The sequence below is a fragment of the Buttiauxella agrestis ATCC 33320 genome (assembly GCF_000735355.1).
Classification (GTDB): domain Bacteria; phylum Pseudomonadota; class Gammaproteobacteria; order Enterobacterales; family Enterobacteriaceae; genus Buttiauxella; species Buttiauxella agrestis.
Genome location: NZ_JMPI01000064.1, coordinates 11,741 through 25,769, shown reverse-complemented (window position 1 = coordinate 25,769; position 14,029 = coordinate 11,741). Strand labels below are relative to the sequence as shown.

At 48.6% G+C, this 14,029-nt stretch carries 29 protein-coding genes; 28 read left to right on the top strand and 1 reads right to left on the bottom strand.

Annotated features, from left to right (window positions below; genetic code table 11):
- Positions 1 to 182: 182 nt before the first annotated feature.
- Positions 183 to 377 carry a bacterioferritin-associated ferredoxin gene (bfd, locus tag GBAG_RS18600; RefSeq protein ID WP_034461786.1) on the top strand — a complete coding sequence of 65 codons (195 nt, stop codon included), beginning with the start codon at positions 183 to 185 and terminating at the stop codon, positions 375 to 377.
- A 72-nt stretch (positions 378 to 449) separates the two neighbouring features.
- Entirely contained in the window at positions 450 to 926 is a 477-nt protein-coding gene (bfr, locus tag GBAG_RS18595; RefSeq protein ID WP_034499033.1) for a bacterioferritin, read from the top strand.
- On the opposite strand, the gene GBAG_RS22390 is transcribed toward bfr, so the two are convergent.
- Positions 910 to 1,422, bottom strand: coding sequence for a prepilin peptidase (locus GBAG_RS22390; RefSeq protein ID WP_072011218.1), 513 nt, complete (start codon positions 1,420 to 1,422; stop codon positions 910 to 912). The genes bfr and GBAG_RS22390 overlap by 17 nt on opposite strands.
- Before the next feature lie 385 nt (positions 1,423 to 1,807).
- On the opposite strand from GBAG_RS22390, the gene rpsJ reads away from it, so the two are divergent.
- The 26 genes from rpsJ (at position 1,808) to rpsD (ending at position 14,017) form a co-directional block, all read left to right on the top strand.
- On the top strand, positions 1,808 to 2,119 hold the full coding sequence (rpsJ, locus tag GBAG_RS18590; RefSeq protein ID WP_034461784.1) for a 30S ribosomal protein S10: 312 nt from the start codon (positions 1,808 to 1,810) through the stop codon (positions 2,117 to 2,119).
- 31 nt (positions 2,120 to 2,150) lie between these two features.
- Positions 2,151 to 2,780: a 50S ribosomal protein L3 gene (rplC, locus tag GBAG_RS18585; RefSeq protein WP_034461783.1), complete on the top strand. Its 630-nt coding sequence runs from the start codon at positions 2,151 to 2,153 to the stop codon at positions 2,778 to 2,780.
- A gap of 10 nt (positions 2,781 to 2,790) precedes the next feature.
- The gene (rplD, locus tag GBAG_RS18580; protein WP_034499031.1) at positions 2,791 to 3,396 is read left to right on the top strand and encodes a 50S ribosomal protein L4; all 606 of its coding nucleotides are present in this window, start codon (positions 2,791 to 2,793) and stop codon (positions 3,394 to 3,396) included.
- Complete coding sequence (gene rplW, locus GBAG_RS18575) at positions 3,393 to 3,695, top strand: 50S ribosomal protein L23 (RefSeq protein WP_034499029.1); 303 nt, start codon at positions 3,393 to 3,395, stop codon at positions 3,693 to 3,695. Before rplD ends, rplW begins: the two co-directional genes overlap by 4 nt.
- Before the next feature lie 17 nt (positions 3,696 to 3,712).
- Positions 3,713 to 4,534, top strand: coding sequence for a 50S ribosomal protein L2 (gene rplB / locus GBAG_RS18570; RefSeq protein ID WP_034499027.1), 822 nt, complete (start codon positions 3,713 to 3,715; stop codon positions 4,532 to 4,534).
- Between the two features lie 16 nt (positions 4,535 to 4,550).
- The gene (gene rpsS / locus GBAG_RS18565) at positions 4,551 to 4,829 is read left to right on the top strand and encodes a 30S ribosomal protein S19 (protein WP_001138115.1); all 279 of its coding nucleotides are present in this window, start codon (positions 4,551 to 4,553) and stop codon (positions 4,827 to 4,829) included.
- A gap of 13 nt (positions 4,830 to 4,842) precedes the next feature.
- Positions 4,843 to 5,175, top strand: coding sequence for a 50S ribosomal protein L22 (gene rplV / locus GBAG_RS18560; protein WP_034461779.1), 333 nt, complete (start codon positions 4,843 to 4,845; stop codon positions 5,173 to 5,175).
- Positions 5,176 to 5,192: 17 nt separating this feature from the next.
- A complete protein-coding gene (rpsC, locus tag GBAG_RS22615; protein WP_000529945.1) occupies positions 5,193 to 5,894 on the top strand; it encodes a 30S ribosomal protein S3 in 702 nt (233 codons plus the stop codon).
- Between the two features lie 12 nt (positions 5,895 to 5,906).
- Positions 5,907 to 6,317, top strand: coding sequence for a 50S ribosomal protein L16 (gene rplP / locus GBAG_RS22610; RefSeq protein WP_008927134.1), 411 nt, complete (start codon positions 5,907 to 5,909; stop codon positions 6,315 to 6,317).
- Complete coding sequence (gene rpmC / locus GBAG_RS18545) at positions 6,317 to 6,508, top strand: 50S ribosomal protein L29 (protein WP_008457158.1); 192 nt, start codon at positions 6,317 to 6,319, stop codon at positions 6,506 to 6,508. The genes rplP and rpmC overlap by 1 nt, the downstream gene beginning before the upstream one ends.
- A complete protein-coding gene (gene rpsQ / locus GBAG_RS18540; RefSeq protein WP_034499024.1) occupies positions 6,508 to 6,762 on the top strand; it encodes a 30S ribosomal protein S17 in 255 nt (84 codons plus the stop codon). Before rpmC ends, rpsQ begins: the two co-directional genes overlap by 1 nt.
- Positions 6,763 to 6,928: 166 nt before the next feature.
- Positions 6,929 to 7,300: a 50S ribosomal protein L14 gene (rplN, locus tag GBAG_RS18535; protein ID WP_002438705.1), complete on the top strand. Its 372-nt coding sequence runs from the start codon at positions 6,929 to 6,931 to the stop codon at positions 7,298 to 7,300.
- Between the two features lie 10 nt (positions 7,301 to 7,310).
- Positions 7,311 to 7,625: a 50S ribosomal protein L24 gene (gene rplX, locus GBAG_RS18530; RefSeq protein ID WP_034461774.1), complete on the top strand. Its 315-nt coding sequence runs from the start codon at positions 7,311 to 7,313 to the stop codon at positions 7,623 to 7,625.
- 14 nt (positions 7,626 to 7,639) lie between these two features.
- Positions 7,640 to 8,179 carry a 50S ribosomal protein L5 gene (gene rplE, locus GBAG_RS18525; RefSeq protein WP_034461772.1) on the top strand — a complete coding sequence of 180 codons (540 nt, stop codon included), beginning with the start codon at positions 7,640 to 7,642 and terminating at the stop codon, positions 8,177 to 8,179.
- Positions 8,180 to 8,192: 13 nt separating this feature from the next.
- Positions 8,193 to 8,498: a 30S ribosomal protein S14 gene (gene rpsN, locus GBAG_RS22605; protein WP_034499021.1), complete on the top strand. Its 306-nt coding sequence runs from the start codon at positions 8,193 to 8,195 to the stop codon at positions 8,496 to 8,498.
- 30 nt (positions 8,499 to 8,528) lie between these two features.
- Positions 8,529 to 8,921, top strand: a complete 393-nt coding sequence (rpsH, locus tag GBAG_RS22600; protein ID WP_034461770.1) for a 30S ribosomal protein S8 — start codon at positions 8,529 to 8,531, stop codon at positions 8,919 to 8,921.
- Between the two features lie 13 nt (positions 8,922 to 8,934).
- Positions 8,935 to 9,468: a 50S ribosomal protein L6 gene (rplF, locus tag GBAG_RS18510; protein ID WP_034461769.1), complete on the top strand. Its 534-nt coding sequence runs from the start codon at positions 8,935 to 8,937 to the stop codon at positions 9,466 to 9,468.
- Positions 9,469 to 9,477: 9 nt separating this feature from the next.
- The gene (gene rplR / locus GBAG_RS18505) at positions 9,478 to 9,831 is read left to right on the top strand and encodes a 50S ribosomal protein L18 (protein WP_034461768.1); all 354 of its coding nucleotides are present in this window, start codon (positions 9,478 to 9,480) and stop codon (positions 9,829 to 9,831) included.
- Between the two features lie 14 nt (positions 9,832 to 9,845).
- A complete protein-coding gene (gene rpsE / locus GBAG_RS18500) occupies positions 9,846 to 10,346 on the top strand; it encodes a 30S ribosomal protein S5 (protein WP_034461766.1) in 501 nt (166 codons plus the stop codon).
- 6 nt (positions 10,347 to 10,352) lie between these two features.
- A complete protein-coding gene (gene rpmD, locus GBAG_RS22595; RefSeq protein ID WP_004846568.1) occupies positions 10,353 to 10,532 on the top strand; it encodes a 50S ribosomal protein L30 in 180 nt (59 codons plus the stop codon).
- Between the two features lie 3 nt (positions 10,533 to 10,535).
- Positions 10,536 to 10,970 carry a 50S ribosomal protein L15 gene (gene rplO, locus GBAG_RS18490; RefSeq protein WP_034499019.1) on the top strand — a complete coding sequence of 145 codons (435 nt, stop codon included), beginning with the start codon at positions 10,536 to 10,538 and terminating at the stop codon, positions 10,968 to 10,970.
- Between the two features lie 7 nt (positions 10,971 to 10,977).
- Entirely contained in the window at positions 10,978 to 12,309 is a 1,332-nt protein-coding gene (gene secY / locus GBAG_RS18485; RefSeq protein ID WP_034499015.1) for a preprotein translocase subunit SecY, read from the top strand.
- Between the two features lie 30 nt (positions 12,310 to 12,339).
- On the top strand, positions 12,340 to 12,456 hold the full coding sequence (rpmJ, locus tag GBAG_RS18480) for a 50S ribosomal protein L36 (RefSeq protein WP_000868187.1): 117 nt from the start codon (positions 12,340 to 12,342) through the stop codon (positions 12,454 to 12,456).
- A 146-nt stretch (positions 12,457 to 12,602) separates the two neighbouring features.
- Complete coding sequence (gene rpsM / locus GBAG_RS18475) at positions 12,603 to 12,959, top strand: 30S ribosomal protein S13 (RefSeq protein ID WP_034461763.1); 357 nt, start codon at positions 12,603 to 12,605, stop codon at positions 12,957 to 12,959.
- 16 nt (positions 12,960 to 12,975) lie between these two features.
- Positions 12,976 to 13,365 (top strand): 30S ribosomal protein S11, encoded by a 390-nt coding sequence (rpsK, locus tag GBAG_RS18470; protein WP_004138423.1) that lies wholly within the window; start codon positions 12,976 to 12,978, stop codon positions 13,363 to 13,365.
- A 31-nt stretch (positions 13,366 to 13,396) separates the two neighbouring features.
- Positions 13,397 to 14,017, top strand: a complete 621-nt coding sequence (gene rpsD / locus GBAG_RS18465; protein ID WP_034461762.1) for a 30S ribosomal protein S4 — start codon at positions 13,397 to 13,399, stop codon at positions 14,015 to 14,017.
- The last annotated feature ends 12 nt before the right edge of the window (positions 14,018 to 14,029 follow it).

Genomic DNA, 14,029 nt, shown 5'->3' with positions numbered 1-14,029 from the left:
CGCTGGTGTTGTTGCTAAAGTTATCGCTTAATCGCTGATACCTTTATATGAAAAAAGAGCGCTTAGGCGCTCTTTTTTTTTTGCATATTTTACCGCTTCTCACTTGCATCAAACATTCGTGTGCTATTGTAATCATAACTATTCTCATTTACACTTTGCGCGTAATTTGAACGGGAGTGCTTATGTACGTTTGTTTGTGTAATGGTGTAAGTGATAAAAAAATTCGGCAGGCTGTACGCCAGTTTCATCCACAATCTTTCCAGCAGCTTCGCAAGTTTGTGCCTGTGGGAAACCAATGTGGCAAATGCATTCGCGCAGCAAGAGAAATCATGCAAGAAGAGTTATTGCAGATCCCAGAATTTAAAGAGATTGCCTAAGCCAGTCACTTTTTTTTGACTTACTCCGTGCTACATCTACGCTTCATGTAGTGGAAGCGGAGGGAGTAAAAAATGAAAGGTGATATTAAGATAATAAATTATCTCAATAAATTATTGGGAAACGAGCTTGTCGCGATCAATCAGTATTTTCTCCATGCGAGAATGTTCAAAAACTGGGGCTTAATGCGCCTCAACGAAGTGGAATACCACGAATCCATCGATGAAATGAAACACGCCGACAAATATATCGAGCGAATTTTGTTCCTCGAAGGCATTCCTAACCTACAAGACTTAGGCAAACTTCACATCGGAGAGGATGTCGAAGAAATGCTTCAGTCCGATCTCAACTTAGAAATGGATGGCGCTAAAGATTTACGTGAAGCCATTGCGTACGCAGATACCATTCATGACTATGTTAGTCGGGATATGATGATACAAATTCTTGCCGAAGAAGAGCATCACATCGACTGGTTAGAAACTGAATTGGACCTCATTTCAAAAATTGGTTTGCAAAACTATCTACAATCGCAAATCAAAGAAGGAAACTGAGTTCTTTAAACTGTGGGAAGGAAGAGCAAATCCATCCTACAGAACCACCCGCTATCGCCAGGTTTGGTCCGAAAGGTAGCGGAGTGGTAGCAAGTGAAAGACGATTCGTCAGTAACAGTTTTGATATCAAGGCACATAGCAATCCGGATGTTGCCGCCGCTAATGTTATCCATCCTAAATTCTGCCAACCATGCCACGCCCCCAAAGCCGCTAACAATTTCATATCACCGTATCCAATTCCCTCCCAACCTCGCCAGTAATAGTAAGCCCAATAGAGCATCCACAAACTCAAATAGCCGATAATGGCTCCAAGTACACAGTCAGATAAGTGTTCAGGTGCTAAACAGATTTGAAATAGTAATCCAGACCATAGAAGAGGATAGTTCAGTCTATCCGGTAGCAACATGCTTCGATAATCAATCCAGGCCAGGCGCAGTAAAAGTCCAATATGCAGGACAATAAAAAGTAAAAGGACCAGGGTAGAGGAGATAAACATTACGTAAAATACTCTTCAAAAAGATATCTTCCCAGGCTAGTGAAATGAATGGGTCAAAGCAAAATAACAATTGCTGATTTACGAGGGGCCTTCCCAAAAAGTTCTCTCGGGCATCATCGAAGACATTTACCTTGCAAAGAGAATCGTATTCCCACACAAAAGATTGTTTAATTCGTATCCATGGCTTGCTTAAGGTGCAGATTTACGTATAATGCGCGGGCCTGTCTTAATCGATGGCTGGCTCGATATGAGCCTGACAGTGAAGCTGCTGTCGACAATGTTCCCAATTGGGGAACTATGTATGAACGATTACACTCCCCCATCAATCGTAATGGGTGCGAGTAGTGATTTTTTTCGTCTATAAAATAATTGGAGCTATGGTCTCATGCAGAGCCAAAGAATCCGTATCCGCCTTAAAGCGTTTGATCATCGTCTGATCGATCAATCAACTGCGGAAATCGTCGAGACTGCTAAGCGCACTGGTGCGCAAGTACGTGGTCCGATCCCGCTGCCGACCCGCAAAGAGCGCTTTACCGTTCTGATCTCTCCGCACGTCAACAAAGACGCGCGTGATCAGTACGAAATTCGCACTCACAAGCGTCTGGTTGACATCGTTGAGCCAACTGAGAAAACCGTTGATGCTCTGATGCGTCTGGATCTGGCTGCTGGTGTTGACGTGCAGATCAGCCTGGGTTAATCAGGTCATTGACGATTGAGAGGTTGAAACAATGATTGGTTTAGTCGGTAAAAAAGTGGGTATGACCCGTATCTTCACAGAAGACGGCGTTTCTATCCCAGTAACCGTGATCGAAGTAGAAGCAAACCGTGTTACTCAGGTTAAAGACTTGGCTAACGACGGCTACCGTGCTGTTCAAGTTACCACTGGCGCTAAAAAAGCTAGCCGTGTAACTAAGCCGGAAGCTGGTCACTTCGCTAAAGCTGGCGTAGAAGCTGGCCGTGGCCTTTGGGAATTCCGTCTTGCAGAAGGCGAAGAGTTCACTGTAGGTCAAGACATTAGCGTTGAGCTGTTTGCTGAAGTTAAAAAAGTTGACGTAACTGGCACCTCTAAAGGTAAAGGTTTCGCAGGTACCGTTAAGCGCTGGAACTTCCGTACCCAGGACGCTACACACGGTAACTCCTTGTCTCACCGCGTTCCGGGTTCTATCGGTCAGAACCAGACTCCGGGCAAAGTGTTCAAAGGCAAGAAAATGGCAGGCCAACTGGGCAACGAACGTGTAACTGTTCAGAGCCTGGATGTAGTACGCGTTGACGCTGAGCGCAACCTGCTGCTGGTTAAGGGTGCAGTTCCGGGTGCAACCGGTAGCGACCTTATTGTTAAACCAGCTGTGAAGGCGTGAGGAGATAGCAATGGAATTAGTATTGAAAGACGCGCAAAGCGCGCTGACTGTTTCCGAAACTACCTTCGGTCGTGATTTCAACGAAGCGCTGGTACACCAGGTTGTAGTTGCTTATGCAGCTGGTGCCCGTCAAGGTACTCGTGCTCAGAAGACCCGTGCTGAAGTAACTGGTTCCGGTAAAAAGCCGTGGCGCCAGAAAGGTACCGGCCGTGCGCGTTCAGGTTCTATCAAGAGCCCGATCTGGCGTTCCGGTGGCGTAACCTTCGCTGCTCGCCCGCAGGACCACAGTCAAAAAGTTAACAAAAAGATGTACCGCGGAGCGCTGAAAAGCATTCTGTCCGAACTGGTACGTCAGGATCGTCTGATCGTTGTCGAGACGTTCTCTGTAGAAGCGCCTAAAACTAAGCTGCTTGCTCAGAAACTGAAAGACATGGCTCTGGAAGATGTGCTGATCGTAACTGGCGAACTGGATGAGAATCTGTTCCTGGCTGCGCGTAACCTGCATAAGGTTGACGTGCGCGACGCAGCAACAATCGATCCAGTTAGCCTGATCGCCTTCGACAAAGTCGTTATGACTGCTGATGCAGTTAAGCAAGTTGAGGAGATGCTGGCATGATCCGTGAAGAACGTCTGCTGAAAGTACTGCGCGCGCCGCACGTATCTGAAAAAGCATCTATGGCGATGGAAAAAACAAATACCATCGTTCTCAAAGTTGCAAAAGACGCGACCAAAGCAGAGATCGTTGCTGCTGTTGAGAAACTGTTCGAAGTTGAAGTTAAAGGCGTTAATACCTTGGTTGTTAAAGGTAAAACTAAGCGTCATGGACAGCGTATCGGTCGTCGTAGCGACTGGAAAAAAGCTTACGTCACCCTGAAGGAAGGCCAGAATCTGGACTTCGTCGGCGGCGCTGAGTAAGTCGGAGGAGAAAAACAATGGCAGTTGTTAAATGTAAACCGACATCTCCGGGTCGTCGCCACGTAGTTAAAGTGGTCAACCCTGAGCTGCATAAGGGCAAACCATTTGCTCCGCTGGTTGAAAAAAACAGCAAATCCGGTGGCCGTAACAACAATGGTCGTATCACTACTCGTCACATCGGTGGTGGTCACAAGCAGGCTTATCGTATTGTTGACTTTAAACGCAACAAAGACGGTATCCCGGCAATTGTTGAACGTCTTGAGTACGATCCGAACCGTTCTGCGAACATCGCACTGGTTCTGTACAAAGATGGCGAACGCCGTTACATCCTGGCCCCTAAAGGCCTGAAAGCTGGCGACCAGATTCAATCTGGCGTTGATGCTGCAATCAAAGCAGGTAACACCCTGCCGATGCGCAATATCCCGGTTGGTTCTACCGTTCATAACGTAGAAATGAAACCAGGTAAAGGCGGTCAGCTTGCACGTTCTGCTGGTACCTATGTGCAGATCGTTGCACGTGATGGTGCTTACGTTACCCTGCGTCTGCGTTCTGGTGAAATGCGTAAAGTCGAAGCTGACTGCCGTGCAACCATGGGCGAAGTCGGTAACTCTGAGCATATGCTCCGCGTTCTGGGTAAAGCAGGTGCTGCACGCTGGCGTGGTGTTCGTCCTACCGTTCGCGGTACTGCGATGAACCCAGTCGACCACCCACATGGTGGTGGTGAAGGTCGTAACTTTGGTAAGCACCCGGTAACTCCGTGGGGCGTTCAGACCAAAGGTAAGAAGACCCGCAGCAACAAGCGTACTGATAAATTCATCGTACGTCGCCGTAGCAAATAATTTTAGAGGATAAGCCATGCCACGTTCTCTCAAGAAAGGTCCTTTTATTGACCTGCACTTGCTGAAGAAGGTAGAGAAAGCGGTGGAAAGCGGTGACAAGAAGCCCCTGCGCACTTGGTCCCGTCGTTCAACGATCTTTCCTAACATGATCGGTTTGACCATCGCTGTCCATAATGGTCGTCAGCATGTTCCGGTATTTGTTTCCGACGAAATGGTCGGTCACAAACTGGGTGAATTTGCACCGACACGTACTTATCGCGGCCACGCTGCTGATAAAAAAGCCAAGAAGAAATAAGTAGGAGGAAGAGATGGAAACTTTAGCTCAACATCGCCACGCTCGTTCTTCTGCTCAAAAGGTTCGCCTTGTTGCAGACCTTATTCGCGGTAAGAAAGTGTCGCAGGCACTGGAAATTTTGACCTTCACCAACAAGAAAGCTGCGGTATTGGTCAAGAAAGTTCTGGAATCTGCCATTGCTAACGCTGAACACAACGATGGCGCTGACATTGACGATCTGAAAGTCGCGAAAATCTTCGTAGACGCAGGCCCAAGCATGAAGCGCATTATGCCACGTGCAAAAGGTCGTGCAGATCGCATCCTGAAGCGCACCAGCCACATTACTGTGGTTGTGTCCGATCGCTGAGACTCTGGAGACTAGCAATGGGTCAGAAAGTACATCCTAATGGTATTCGCCTGGGTATTGTAAAACCTTGGAACTCTACTTGGTTTGCGAACACCAAAGAATTCGCTGACAACCTGGACAGCGATTTTAAAGTTCGTCAGTACCTGACTAAGGAACTGGCGAAGGCGTCTGTATCTCGTATCGTTATCGAGCGTCCAGCTAAGAGCATCCGTGTGACTATTCACACTGCTCGCCCTGGCATCGTAATCGGTAAGAAAGGCGAAGACGTAGAAAAACTGCGCAAGGTCGTAGCGGATATCGCTGGCGTTCCTGCACAGATCAATATCGCCGAAGTTCGTAAGCCTGAACTGGACGCAAAATTGGTTGCTGATAGCATCACTTCACAGCTGGAACGTCGTGTTATGTTCCGTCGTGCTATGAAGCGTGCTGTACAGAATGCCATGCGTCTGGGCGCTAAAGGTATCAAAGTTGAAGTTAGCGGCCGTCTGGGTGGCGCTGAGATCGCACGTACCGAATGGTATCGTGAAGGTCGCGTGCCATTGCACACACTGCGTGCTGACATTGACTACAACACCTCTGAAGCGCACACCACTTATGGTGTAATCGGCGTTAAAGTGTGGATCTTTAAAGGTGAGATCCTGGGTGGGATGGCTGCTGTTGAACAACCGGAAAAACCGGCTGCTCAACCTAAAAAGCAGCAGCGTAAAGGCCGTAAGTAAGGAGAGTCGCTGATGTTACAACCAAAGCGTACAAAATTCCGTAAAGTGCACAAAGGCCGCAACCGTGGTCTGGCTGCCGGTACGGATGTTAGCTTCGGCACTTTCGGTCTGAAAGCTGTTGGCCGTGGTCGTCTGACTGCACGTCAGATCGAAGCAGCACGTCGTGCAATGACCCGTGCAGTTAAGCGTCAGGGTAAGATCTGGATCCGTGTATTCCCGGACAAACCGATCACCGAAAAGCCGCTTGAAGTGCGTATGGGTAAAGGTAAAGGCAACGTAGAGTATTGGGTTGCCTTGATTCAGCCTGGCAAAGTCCTGTATGAAATGGACGGCGTACCAGAAGAGCTGGCCCGTGAAGCATTCAAGCTGGCAGCAGCGAAACTGCCGATTAAAACCACCTTTGTAACTAAGACGGTGATGTAATGAAAGCAAAAGAGCTGCGTGAAAAGAGTGTTGAAGAGCTGAACACCGAGCTGCTGAATTTGCTGCGTGAGCAGTTCAATCTGCGTATGCAAGCAGCAAGTGGCCAGCTGCAACAGACTCACCTGCTGAAGCAAGTGCGTCGTGATGTTGCACGTGTTAAGACTTTATTGACTCAGAAGGCGGGTGCGTAATGACCGATAAAATCCGTACTCTGCAAGGTCGCGTGATTAGCAACAAAATGGAGAAGTCCATCGTTGTTGCTATCGAACGTGTGGTGAAACACCCGATTTACGGTAAATTCATCAAACGTACGACCAAACTGCACGTACATGACGAGAGCAATGAATGTGGTATCGGTGACGTGGTTGAAATCCGCGAATGCCGTCCACTGTCCAAGACTAAGTCCTGGACGCTTGTTCGCGTTGTAGATAAAGCTGTTCTGTAATACAGTGAGCTTTGTCTAACGAATAAACGGCTCAGTAAATGAGCCGTTTATTTTTTCTACCCATATTCAGGAACCGGTGTTATAATGCCGCGCCCTCGTTTATGGGGCTTTTTAACGACCTAATTATGGGTCCCGAAGTAGTAGTTGACATTAGCGGAGCACTGAAATGATCCAAGAACAGACTATGCTGACCGTAGCCGACAACTCCGGCGCGCGTCGCGTAATGTGTATCAAGGTTCTGGGTGGCTCGCACCGTCGCTACGCAGGCGTCGGCGACATCATCAAAATTACCATCAAGGAAGCAATTCCTCGTGGTAAGGTGAAGAAAGGCGATGTCCTGAAAGCGGTAGTGGTGCGCACCAGGAAGGGTGTTCGTCGCCCGGACGGTTCTGTCATTCGCTTCGATGGTAATGCATGCGTTATTTTAAATAATAACAGCGAGCAACCAATCGGCACGCGTATTTTTGGGCCGGTAACTCGTGAACTGCGTAATGAAAAGTTCATGAAAATTATCTCTCTGGCACCAGAAGTACTCTAAGGAGCGAATCATGGCAGCTAAAATCCGTCGTGATGACGAAGTTATCGTGTTAACCGGTAAAGATAAAGGTAAGCGCGGTAAAGTTAAGAATGTCTTGTCTTCCGGCAAGCTAATTGTTGAAGGTATTAACCTGGTTAAGAAACATCAGAAGCCGGTTCCGGCCCTGAACCAACCAGGTGGCATCGTTGAAAAAGAAGCTGCTATTCAAGTTTCTAACGTTGCACTCTTCAATGCGGCAACCGGCAAGGCTGACCGTGTAGGCTTTAGATTCGAAGAGGGCAAAAAAGTCCGTTTCTTCAAGTCTAACAGCGAAACTATCAAGTAATTTGGAGTAGTACGATGGCGAAACTGCATGATTACTACAAAGACGAAGTAGTTACAAAACTCATGACTGAGTTTAACTACAATTCTGTCATGCAAGTCCCTCGGGTCGAGAAGATCACCCTGAACATGGGTGTGGGTGAAGCGATCGCTGACAAGAAACTGCTGGATAACGCAGCAGCTGACTTGACAGCAATCTCCGGTCAAAAGCCGTTGATCACCAAAGCACGCAAATCAGTTGCAGGCTTCAAAATCCGTCAGGGCTATCCGATCGGCTGTAAAGTAACTCTGCGTGGCGAACGCATGTGGGAGTTTCTTGAGCGCCTGATCACCATTGCTGTACCGCGTATCCGTGACTTCCGTGGCTTGTCCGCTAAGTCATTCGATGGTCGTGGTAACTACAGCATGGGTGTCCGTGAGCAGATCATCTTCCCAGAAATCGACTATGACAAAGTCGATCGCGTTCGTGGTTTGGATATTACCATTACCACTACTGCGAAATCTGATGATGAAGGCCGTGCTCTGCTGGCAGCCTTTAACTTCCCATTCCGTAAGTAAGGTAGGGTTACTAATGGCTAAGCAATCGATGAAAGCACGCGAAGTCGTTCGCGTGAAACTGGCCGACAAATACCGCGCTAAACGCGAGGAATTGAAAGCTATCATCTCTGGTGTGAACTCATCCGACGAAGATCGTTGGGATGCTGTTCTTAAGCTGCAGTCTCTGCCGCGTGATTCCAGCCCGTCCCGTCAGCGTAACCGCTGCCGCCAAACTGGTCGTCCGCATGGTTATGTGGGCAAATTCGGGTTGAGCCGTATCAAGCTTCGTGAAGCCGCTATGCGCGGTGAAGTACCTGGCTTGAAGAAGGCTAGCTGGTAATATCCAATTGAATCACGGGAGTAAAGACAGATGAGCATGCAAGATCCGATCGCGGATATGCTGACCCGTATCCGTAACGGTCAAGCCGCGAATAAAGTTGCGGTCACCATGCCTTCCTCCAAGCTGAAATTGGCAATTGCCAACGTGCTGAAAGAAGAAGGCTATATTGAAGATTTTAAAATCGAAGGCGACATCAAGCCTGAACTGGAACTGACTCTTAAGTATTTCCAGGGCAAGGCTGTGGTAGAGAGCATTCAGCGAGTCAGCCGCCCAGGTCTGCGCATCTATAAGAAAAAAGATGAGCTGCCTAAAGTTATGGCCGGTATGGGTATTGCTGTCGTTTCTACCTCTAAAGGTGTTATGACTGATCGTGCAGCGCGCCAAGCTGGTCTTGGTGGCGAAATTATCTGCTACGTAGCCTAATTGGAGGAATAAAATGTCTCGTGTTGCTAAAGCACCGGTCGTTATTCCTGCTGGCGTAGAGGTAAAACTCAACGGTCAGGTTATTTCGATCAAAGGTAAGAACGGCGAGCTGACTCGTACAATCAACGATGCTGTTGAAGTTAAACACGCTGATAATGCACTGACTTTCGCTCCACGCGAAGGTTTTGCTAACGCGTGGGCCCAAGCGGGTACCACTCGTGCGCTGTTAAATGCAATGGTTATCGGTGTTACCGAAGGCTTCACTAAGAAGCTGCAGCTGGTTGGTGTAGGTTATCGTGCAGCAGTTAAAGGCAATGCGGTGAGTTTGGCCCTGGGCTTCTCTCATCCTGTTGAACATGCTCTGCCAGCGGGAATCACTGCTGAATGTCCAACTCAAACTGAAATCGTGCTGAAAGGCGCTGATAAGCAGATGATTGGACAAGTGGCTGCTGATCTTCGCGCCTACCGTCGTCCTGAGCCTTATAAAGGCAAGGGTGTTCGTTACGCCGACGAAGTCGTGCGTACCAAAGAGGCTAAGAAGAAGTAAGGTAACACTATGGATAAGAAATCTGCTCGTATCCGTCGTGCGACCCGCGCACGTCACAAGCTCAAAGAACTGGGTGCGACTCGTTTGGTGATTCACCGTACGCCTCGTCATATTTATGCACAGGTTATCGCACCGAACGGTTCAGAAGTCCTGGTAGCTGCATCTACTGTAGAGAAAGCTATCGCTGAGCAACTGAAGTACACTGGAAATAAAGACGCCGCTACAGCTGTGGGTAAAGCTGTTGCAGAGCGCGCACTGGAAAAAGGTATTACGAAAGTATCCTTTGACCGTGCTGGTTTCCAATATCATGGTCGTGTCCAGGCACTGGCAGATGCTGCCCGTGATGCTGGCCTTCAGTTCTAAGGTAGAGGTGTAAGATGGCTCACATCGAAAAACAAGCTGGCGAACTGCAGGAAAAGCTGATCGCGGTAAATCGCGTATCTAAAACCGTTAAAGGTGGTCGTATTTTCTCCTTCACTGCTCTGACAGTGGTTGGCGATGGTAACGGTCGCATTGGTTTTGGTTACGGAAAAGCGCGTGAAGTTCCAGCAGCTATCCAGAAAGCGATGGAAAAAGCCCGTCGCAACATGATTAACGTCGCGCTGAACCACGGCACCCTGCAGCACCCTGTTAAAGGTGTGCACACAGGCTCTCGTGTGTTCATGCAGCCGGCTTCCCAGGGTACCGGTATTATTGCCGGTGGTGCAATGCGCGCCGTTCTGGAAGTCGCTGGAGTTCATAACGTTTTGGCTAAAGCATATGGTTCCACCAACCCGATTAACGTGGTTCGTGCAACTATTGATGGCCTGGCGAATATGAAGTCTCCGGAAATGGTCGCTGCCAAGCGTGGTAAATCCGTTGAAGAAATTCTGGGGTAATTGACCATGGCAAAGACTATTAAAATTACACAAACCCGCAGTGCAATCGGTCGTCTGCCGAAACACAAGGCAACGCTGCTTGGCCTGGGTCTGCGTCGTATTGGCCACACCGTAGAGCGCGAGGATACTCCTGCTGTACGTGGTATGGTCAACGCGGTTTCCTACATGGTTAAAGTTGAGGAGTAAGAGATGCGTTTAAATACTCTGTCTCCGGCCGAAGGGTCTAAGCACGCTTCCAAGCGTCTGGGTCGTGGTATCGGTTCTGGCCTCGGTAAAACCGCTGGTCGTGGTCACAAAGGTCAGAACTCTCGTTCTGGCGGTGGCGTACGTCGTGGTTTTGAAGGTGGTCAGATGCCGTTGTACCGTCGTCTGCCGAAGTTTGGTTTCACCTCTCGCAAAGCAATGATCACCGGTGAGATTCGTCTCTCTGATCTGGCGAAAGTTGAAGGCGACGTAGTTGACCTGAACACGCTGAAAGCAGCAAACATTATCGGTATTCAGATTGAATTCGCGAAAGTGATTCTGTCTGGCGAGGTTTCTCGTCCGGTAACTGTTCGCGGCCTGCGTGTCACTAAAGGCGCTCGTGCTGCTATCGAAGCTGCTGGCGGTAAAATCGAGGAATAAGTAGCAGATGGCAAAGCAACCGGGATTAGATTTTCAAAGTGCTAAAGGCGGGCTAGGTGAGCTGAAACGCAGACTGATGTTTGTTATCGGTGCGCTGATTGTTTTCCGCATTGGCTCTTTTATTCCGATCCCTGGTATTGATGCCGCTGTACTTGCCAAACTGCTTGAGCAACAGCGAGGCACTATCATTGAAATGTTTAACATGTTCTCTGGTGGTGCTCTCAGCCGTGCTTCTATCTTTGCATTGGGTATCATGCCGTATATTTCGGCATCGATTATTATCCAGCTGTTAACGGTGGTTCATCCAGCGTTAGCAGAGTTGAAGAAGGAAGGGGAATCTGGCCGTCGTAAGATTAGTCAGTACACCCGTTACGGAACTCTGGTGCTGGCAATATTCCAGTCAATCGGTATTGCTACCGGTTTACCGAATATGCCTGGTATGCAGGGCCTGGTGTTAAACCCAGGCTTTGCATTCTACTTCACAGCTGTTGTGAGTCTTGTCACGGGAACGATGTTCCTTATGTGGCTGGGCGAACAGATTACTGAGCGTGGTATCGGTAACGGTATCTCAATCATAATCTTCGCTGGTATTGTTGCGGGTTTGCCGCCGGCCGTTGGCCATACTATCGAACAAGCAAGGCAAGGCGACCTGCACTTCCTTCTGTTGCTGTTGGTTGCAGTACTAGTATTCGCAGTGACCTTCTTCGTTGTTTTTGTTGAACGTGGTCAACGCCGCATTGTGGTAAACTACGCAAAACGTCAACAAGGTCGTCGTGTCTATGCTGCGCAGAGCACGCATTTACCGCTGAAAGTGAATATGGCTGGTGTTATTCCAGCAATCTTTGCTTCCAGTATTATTCTGTTCCCTGCGACGATTGCATCGTGGTTCGGGGGCGGAACCGGTTGGAACTGGCTGACTACAATTTCGCTGTATTTGCAGCCTGGGCAACCGCTTTATGTGTTACTCTATGCGTCTGCAATCATCTTCTTCTGTTTCTTCTATACGGCGTTGGTTTTCAACCCTCGTGAAACAGCAGATAACCTGAAGAAGTCCGGTGCATTTGTACCAGGAATTCGTCCGGGAGAACAAACGGCGAAGTATATTGATAAAGTAATGACCCGCCTGACCTTGGTTGGTGCGTTGTACATTACCTTTATCTGCCTAATCCCGGAGTTCATGCGTGACGCAATGAAAGTGCCTTTCTACTTCGGTGGAACCTCACTGCTCATTGTTGTCGTGGTTATCATGGACTTTATGGCTCAAGTGCAAACTCTGATGATGTCAAGTCAGTACGAGTCTGCATTGAAGAAAGCGAATCTGAAAGGCTACGGCCGTTAATAGTCGCTTGAGAAGTTACGGAGAGTAAAAATGAAAGTTCGTGCTTCCGTCAAGAAATTATGTCGTAACTGCAAAATCGTTAAGCGTGACGGTGTTATTCGCGTGATTTGCAGCGCCGAACCGAAGCATAAACAGCGTCAAGGCTGATTATCTCGCATATTTTTCTTGCAAAGTTGGGTTGAGCTGGCTAGATTAGCCAGCCAATCTTTTGTATGTCTATGCGTTTCCATTTGAGTATCCTGAAAACGGGCTTTTCGGTATGGGACGCATAATCTAAATAGTAGGAGTGCATAGTGGCCCGTATAGCAGGCATTAACATTCCTGATCAAAAGCATACCGTGATCGCTTTAACTTCGATCTACGGTGTAGGCAAGACTCGTTCAAAGGCCATTTGTGCTGCGGCGGGTATCGCTGAAGATGTTAAGATCAGAGAGCTGTCTGAAGAACAAATCGACACGCTGCGTGACGAAGTTGCCAAATTTGTCGTTGAAGGTGATCTACGCCGTGAAGTGAGTATGAGCATCAAGCGTCTGATGGACCTTGGTTGCTATCGCGGTTTGCGTCATCGTCGTGGTCTGCCAGTACGCGGTCAGCGTACGAAGACCAACGCACGTACCCGTAAGGGTCCGCGCAAACCGATCAAGAAATAATCGGGGTGATTGAATAATGGCAAAGGCACCAGTTCGTGCACGTAAGCGTGTAAGAAAACAAGTCTCTGACGGCGTGGCTCATGTCCATGCTTCTTTCAACAACACAATCGTTACTATTACTGATCGTCAGGGTAATGCATTGGGTTGGGCAACTGCCGGTGGTTCCGGTTTCCGTGGCTCTCGCAAGTCTACTCCGTTCGCAGCTCAGGTTGCAGCAGAGCGTTGCGCAGAAGCTGTGAAAGAATACGGTATCAAGAACCTTGAAGTTATGGTTAAGGGACCGGGTCCAGGCCGCGAATCTACTATTCGTGCTCTGAACGCCGCTGGTTTCCGCATCACTAATATTACTGATGTGACTCCGATCCCTCACAACGGTTGTCGTCCGCCGAAAAAACGTCGCGTATAACGCTCGTTTTTAGGAATGTTGGAGAAAGAAAATGGCAAGATATTTGGGTCCTAAGCTCAAGCTGAGCCGTCGCGAGGGCACAGACCTGTTCCTGAAGTCTGGTGTTCGCGCGATCGATACCAAGTGTAAAATTGAACAAGCTCCTGGCCAGCACGGTGCGCGTAAACCGCGTCTGTCTGACTATGGTGTGCAGTTGCGTGAAAAGCAAAAAGTTCGCCGTATGTTCGGTGTTCTGGAGCGTCAGTTCCGTAACTACTATAAAGAAGCAGCTCGTCTGAAAGGCAACACCGGTGAAAACCTGTTGGCTCTGCTGGAAGGTCGTCTTGACAACGTTGTTTACCGTATGGGCTTCGGTGCTACTCGTGCAGAATCACGTCAGCTCGTTAGCCACAAAGCAGTAATGGTAAATGGTCGCGTTGTTAACATCGCTTCTTATCAGGTAACTCCGAATGACGTAGTTAGCATCCGTGAGAAAGCCAAAAAGCAATCTCGCGTGAAGGCCGCTCTGGAGCTGGCTGAACAGCGTGAAAAGCCAACCTGGCTGGAAGTTGATGCTGCTAAGATGGAAGGTGTGTTCAAGCGTAAGCCTGAGCGTACAGATCTGTCTGCGGACATTAACGAACACCTGATCGTCGAGCTTTACTCCAAGTAAGGCTTAGTACCA

What these genes read in the sequence shown, in the direction of transcription:
- rplR (WP_034461768.1), top strand. Translation starts at nt 9,478, where the DNA reads ATGGATAAGAAATCTGCTCGTATCCGTCGTGCGACCCGCGCACGTCAC.
- rplO (WP_034499019.1), top strand. Translation starts at nt 10,536, where the DNA reads ATGCGTTTAAATACTCTGTCTCCGGCCGAAGGGTCTAAGCACGCTTCC.
- rpsN (WP_034499021.1), top strand. Translation starts at nt 8,193, where the DNA reads ATGGCTAAGCAATCGATGAAAGCACGCGAAGTCGTTCGCGTGAAACTG.
- rplX (WP_034461774.1), top strand. Translation starts at nt 7,311, where the DNA reads ATGGCAGCTAAAATCCGTCGTGATGACGAAGTTATCGTGTTAACCGGT.
- rplB (WP_034499027.1), top strand. Translation starts at nt 3,713, where the DNA reads ATGGCAGTTGTTAAATGTAAACCGACATCTCCGGGTCGTCGCCACGTA.
- rpsH (WP_034461770.1), top strand. Translation starts at nt 8,529, where the DNA reads ATGAGCATGCAAGATCCGATCGCGGATATGCTGACCCGTATCCGTAAC.
- rpsK (WP_004138423.1), top strand. Translation starts at nt 12,976, where the DNA reads ATGGCAAAGGCACCAGTTCGTGCACGTAAGCGTGTAAGAAAACAAGTC.
- rpmJ (WP_000868187.1), top strand. Translation starts at nt 12,340, where the DNA reads ATGAAAGTTCGTGCTTCCGTCAAGAAATTATGTCGTAACTGCAAAATC.
- rpsS (WP_001138115.1), top strand. Translation starts at nt 4,551, where the DNA reads ATGCCACGTTCTCTCAAGAAAGGTCCTTTTATTGACCTGCACTTGCTG.
- rplP (WP_008927134.1), top strand. Translation starts at nt 5,907, where the DNA reads ATGTTACAACCAAAGCGTACAAAATTCCGTAAAGTGCACAAAGGCCGC.
- rplF (WP_034461769.1), top strand. Translation starts at nt 8,935, where the DNA reads ATGTCTCGTGTTGCTAAAGCACCGGTCGTTATTCCTGCTGGCGTAGAG.
- bfd (WP_034461786.1), top strand. Translation starts at nt 183, where the DNA reads ATGTACGTTTGTTTGTGTAATGGTGTAAGTGATAAAAAAATTCGGCAG.
- rplE (WP_034461772.1), top strand. Translation starts at nt 7,640, where the DNA reads ATGGCGAAACTGCATGATTACTACAAAGACGAAGTAGTTACAAAACTC.
- rpmC (WP_008457158.1), top strand. Translation starts at nt 6,317, where the DNA reads ATGAAAGCAAAAGAGCTGCGTGAAAAGAGTGTTGAAGAGCTGAACACC.
- secY (WP_034499015.1), top strand. Translation starts at nt 10,978, where the DNA reads ATGGCAAAGCAACCGGGATTAGATTTTCAAAGTGCTAAAGGCGGGCTA.
- bfr (WP_034499033.1), top strand. Translation starts at nt 450, where the DNA reads ATGAAAGGTGATATTAAGATAATAAATTATCTCAATAAATTATTGGGA.
- GBAG_RS22390 (WP_072011218.1), bottom strand. Translation starts at nt 1,422, where the DNA reads ATGTTTATCTCCTCTACCCTGGTCCTTTTACTTTTTATTGTCCTGCAT.
- rpsD (WP_034461762.1), top strand. Translation starts at nt 13,397, where the DNA reads ATGGCAAGATATTTGGGTCCTAAGCTCAAGCTGAGCCGTCGCGAGGGC.
- rplW (WP_034499029.1), top strand. Translation starts at nt 3,393, where the DNA reads ATGATCCGTGAAGAACGTCTGCTGAAAGTACTGCGCGCGCCGCACGTA.
- rpmD (WP_004846568.1), top strand. Translation starts at nt 10,353, where the DNA reads ATGGCAAAGACTATTAAAATTACACAAACCCGCAGTGCAATCGGTCGT.
- rplC (WP_034461783.1), top strand. Translation starts at nt 2,151, where the DNA reads ATGATTGGTTTAGTCGGTAAAAAAGTGGGTATGACCCGTATCTTCACA.
- rpsQ (WP_034499024.1), top strand. Translation starts at nt 6,508, where the DNA reads ATGACCGATAAAATCCGTACTCTGCAAGGTCGCGTGATTAGCAACAAA.
- rpsE (WP_034461766.1), top strand. Translation starts at nt 9,846, where the DNA reads ATGGCTCACATCGAAAAACAAGCTGGCGAACTGCAGGAAAAGCTGATC.
- rplV (WP_034461779.1), top strand. Translation starts at nt 4,843, where the DNA reads ATGGAAACTTTAGCTCAACATCGCCACGCTCGTTCTTCTGCTCAAAAG.
- rplD (WP_034499031.1), top strand. Translation starts at nt 2,791, where the DNA reads ATGGAATTAGTATTGAAAGACGCGCAAAGCGCGCTGACTGTTTCCGAA.
- rpsC (WP_000529945.1), top strand. Translation starts at nt 5,193, where the DNA reads ATGGGTCAGAAAGTACATCCTAATGGTATTCGCCTGGGTATTGTAAAA.
- rpsJ (WP_034461784.1), top strand. Translation starts at nt 1,808, where the DNA reads ATGCAGAGCCAAAGAATCCGTATCCGCCTTAAAGCGTTTGATCATCGT.
- rplN (WP_002438705.1), top strand. Translation starts at nt 6,929, where the DNA reads ATGATCCAAGAACAGACTATGCTGACCGTAGCCGACAACTCCGGCGCG.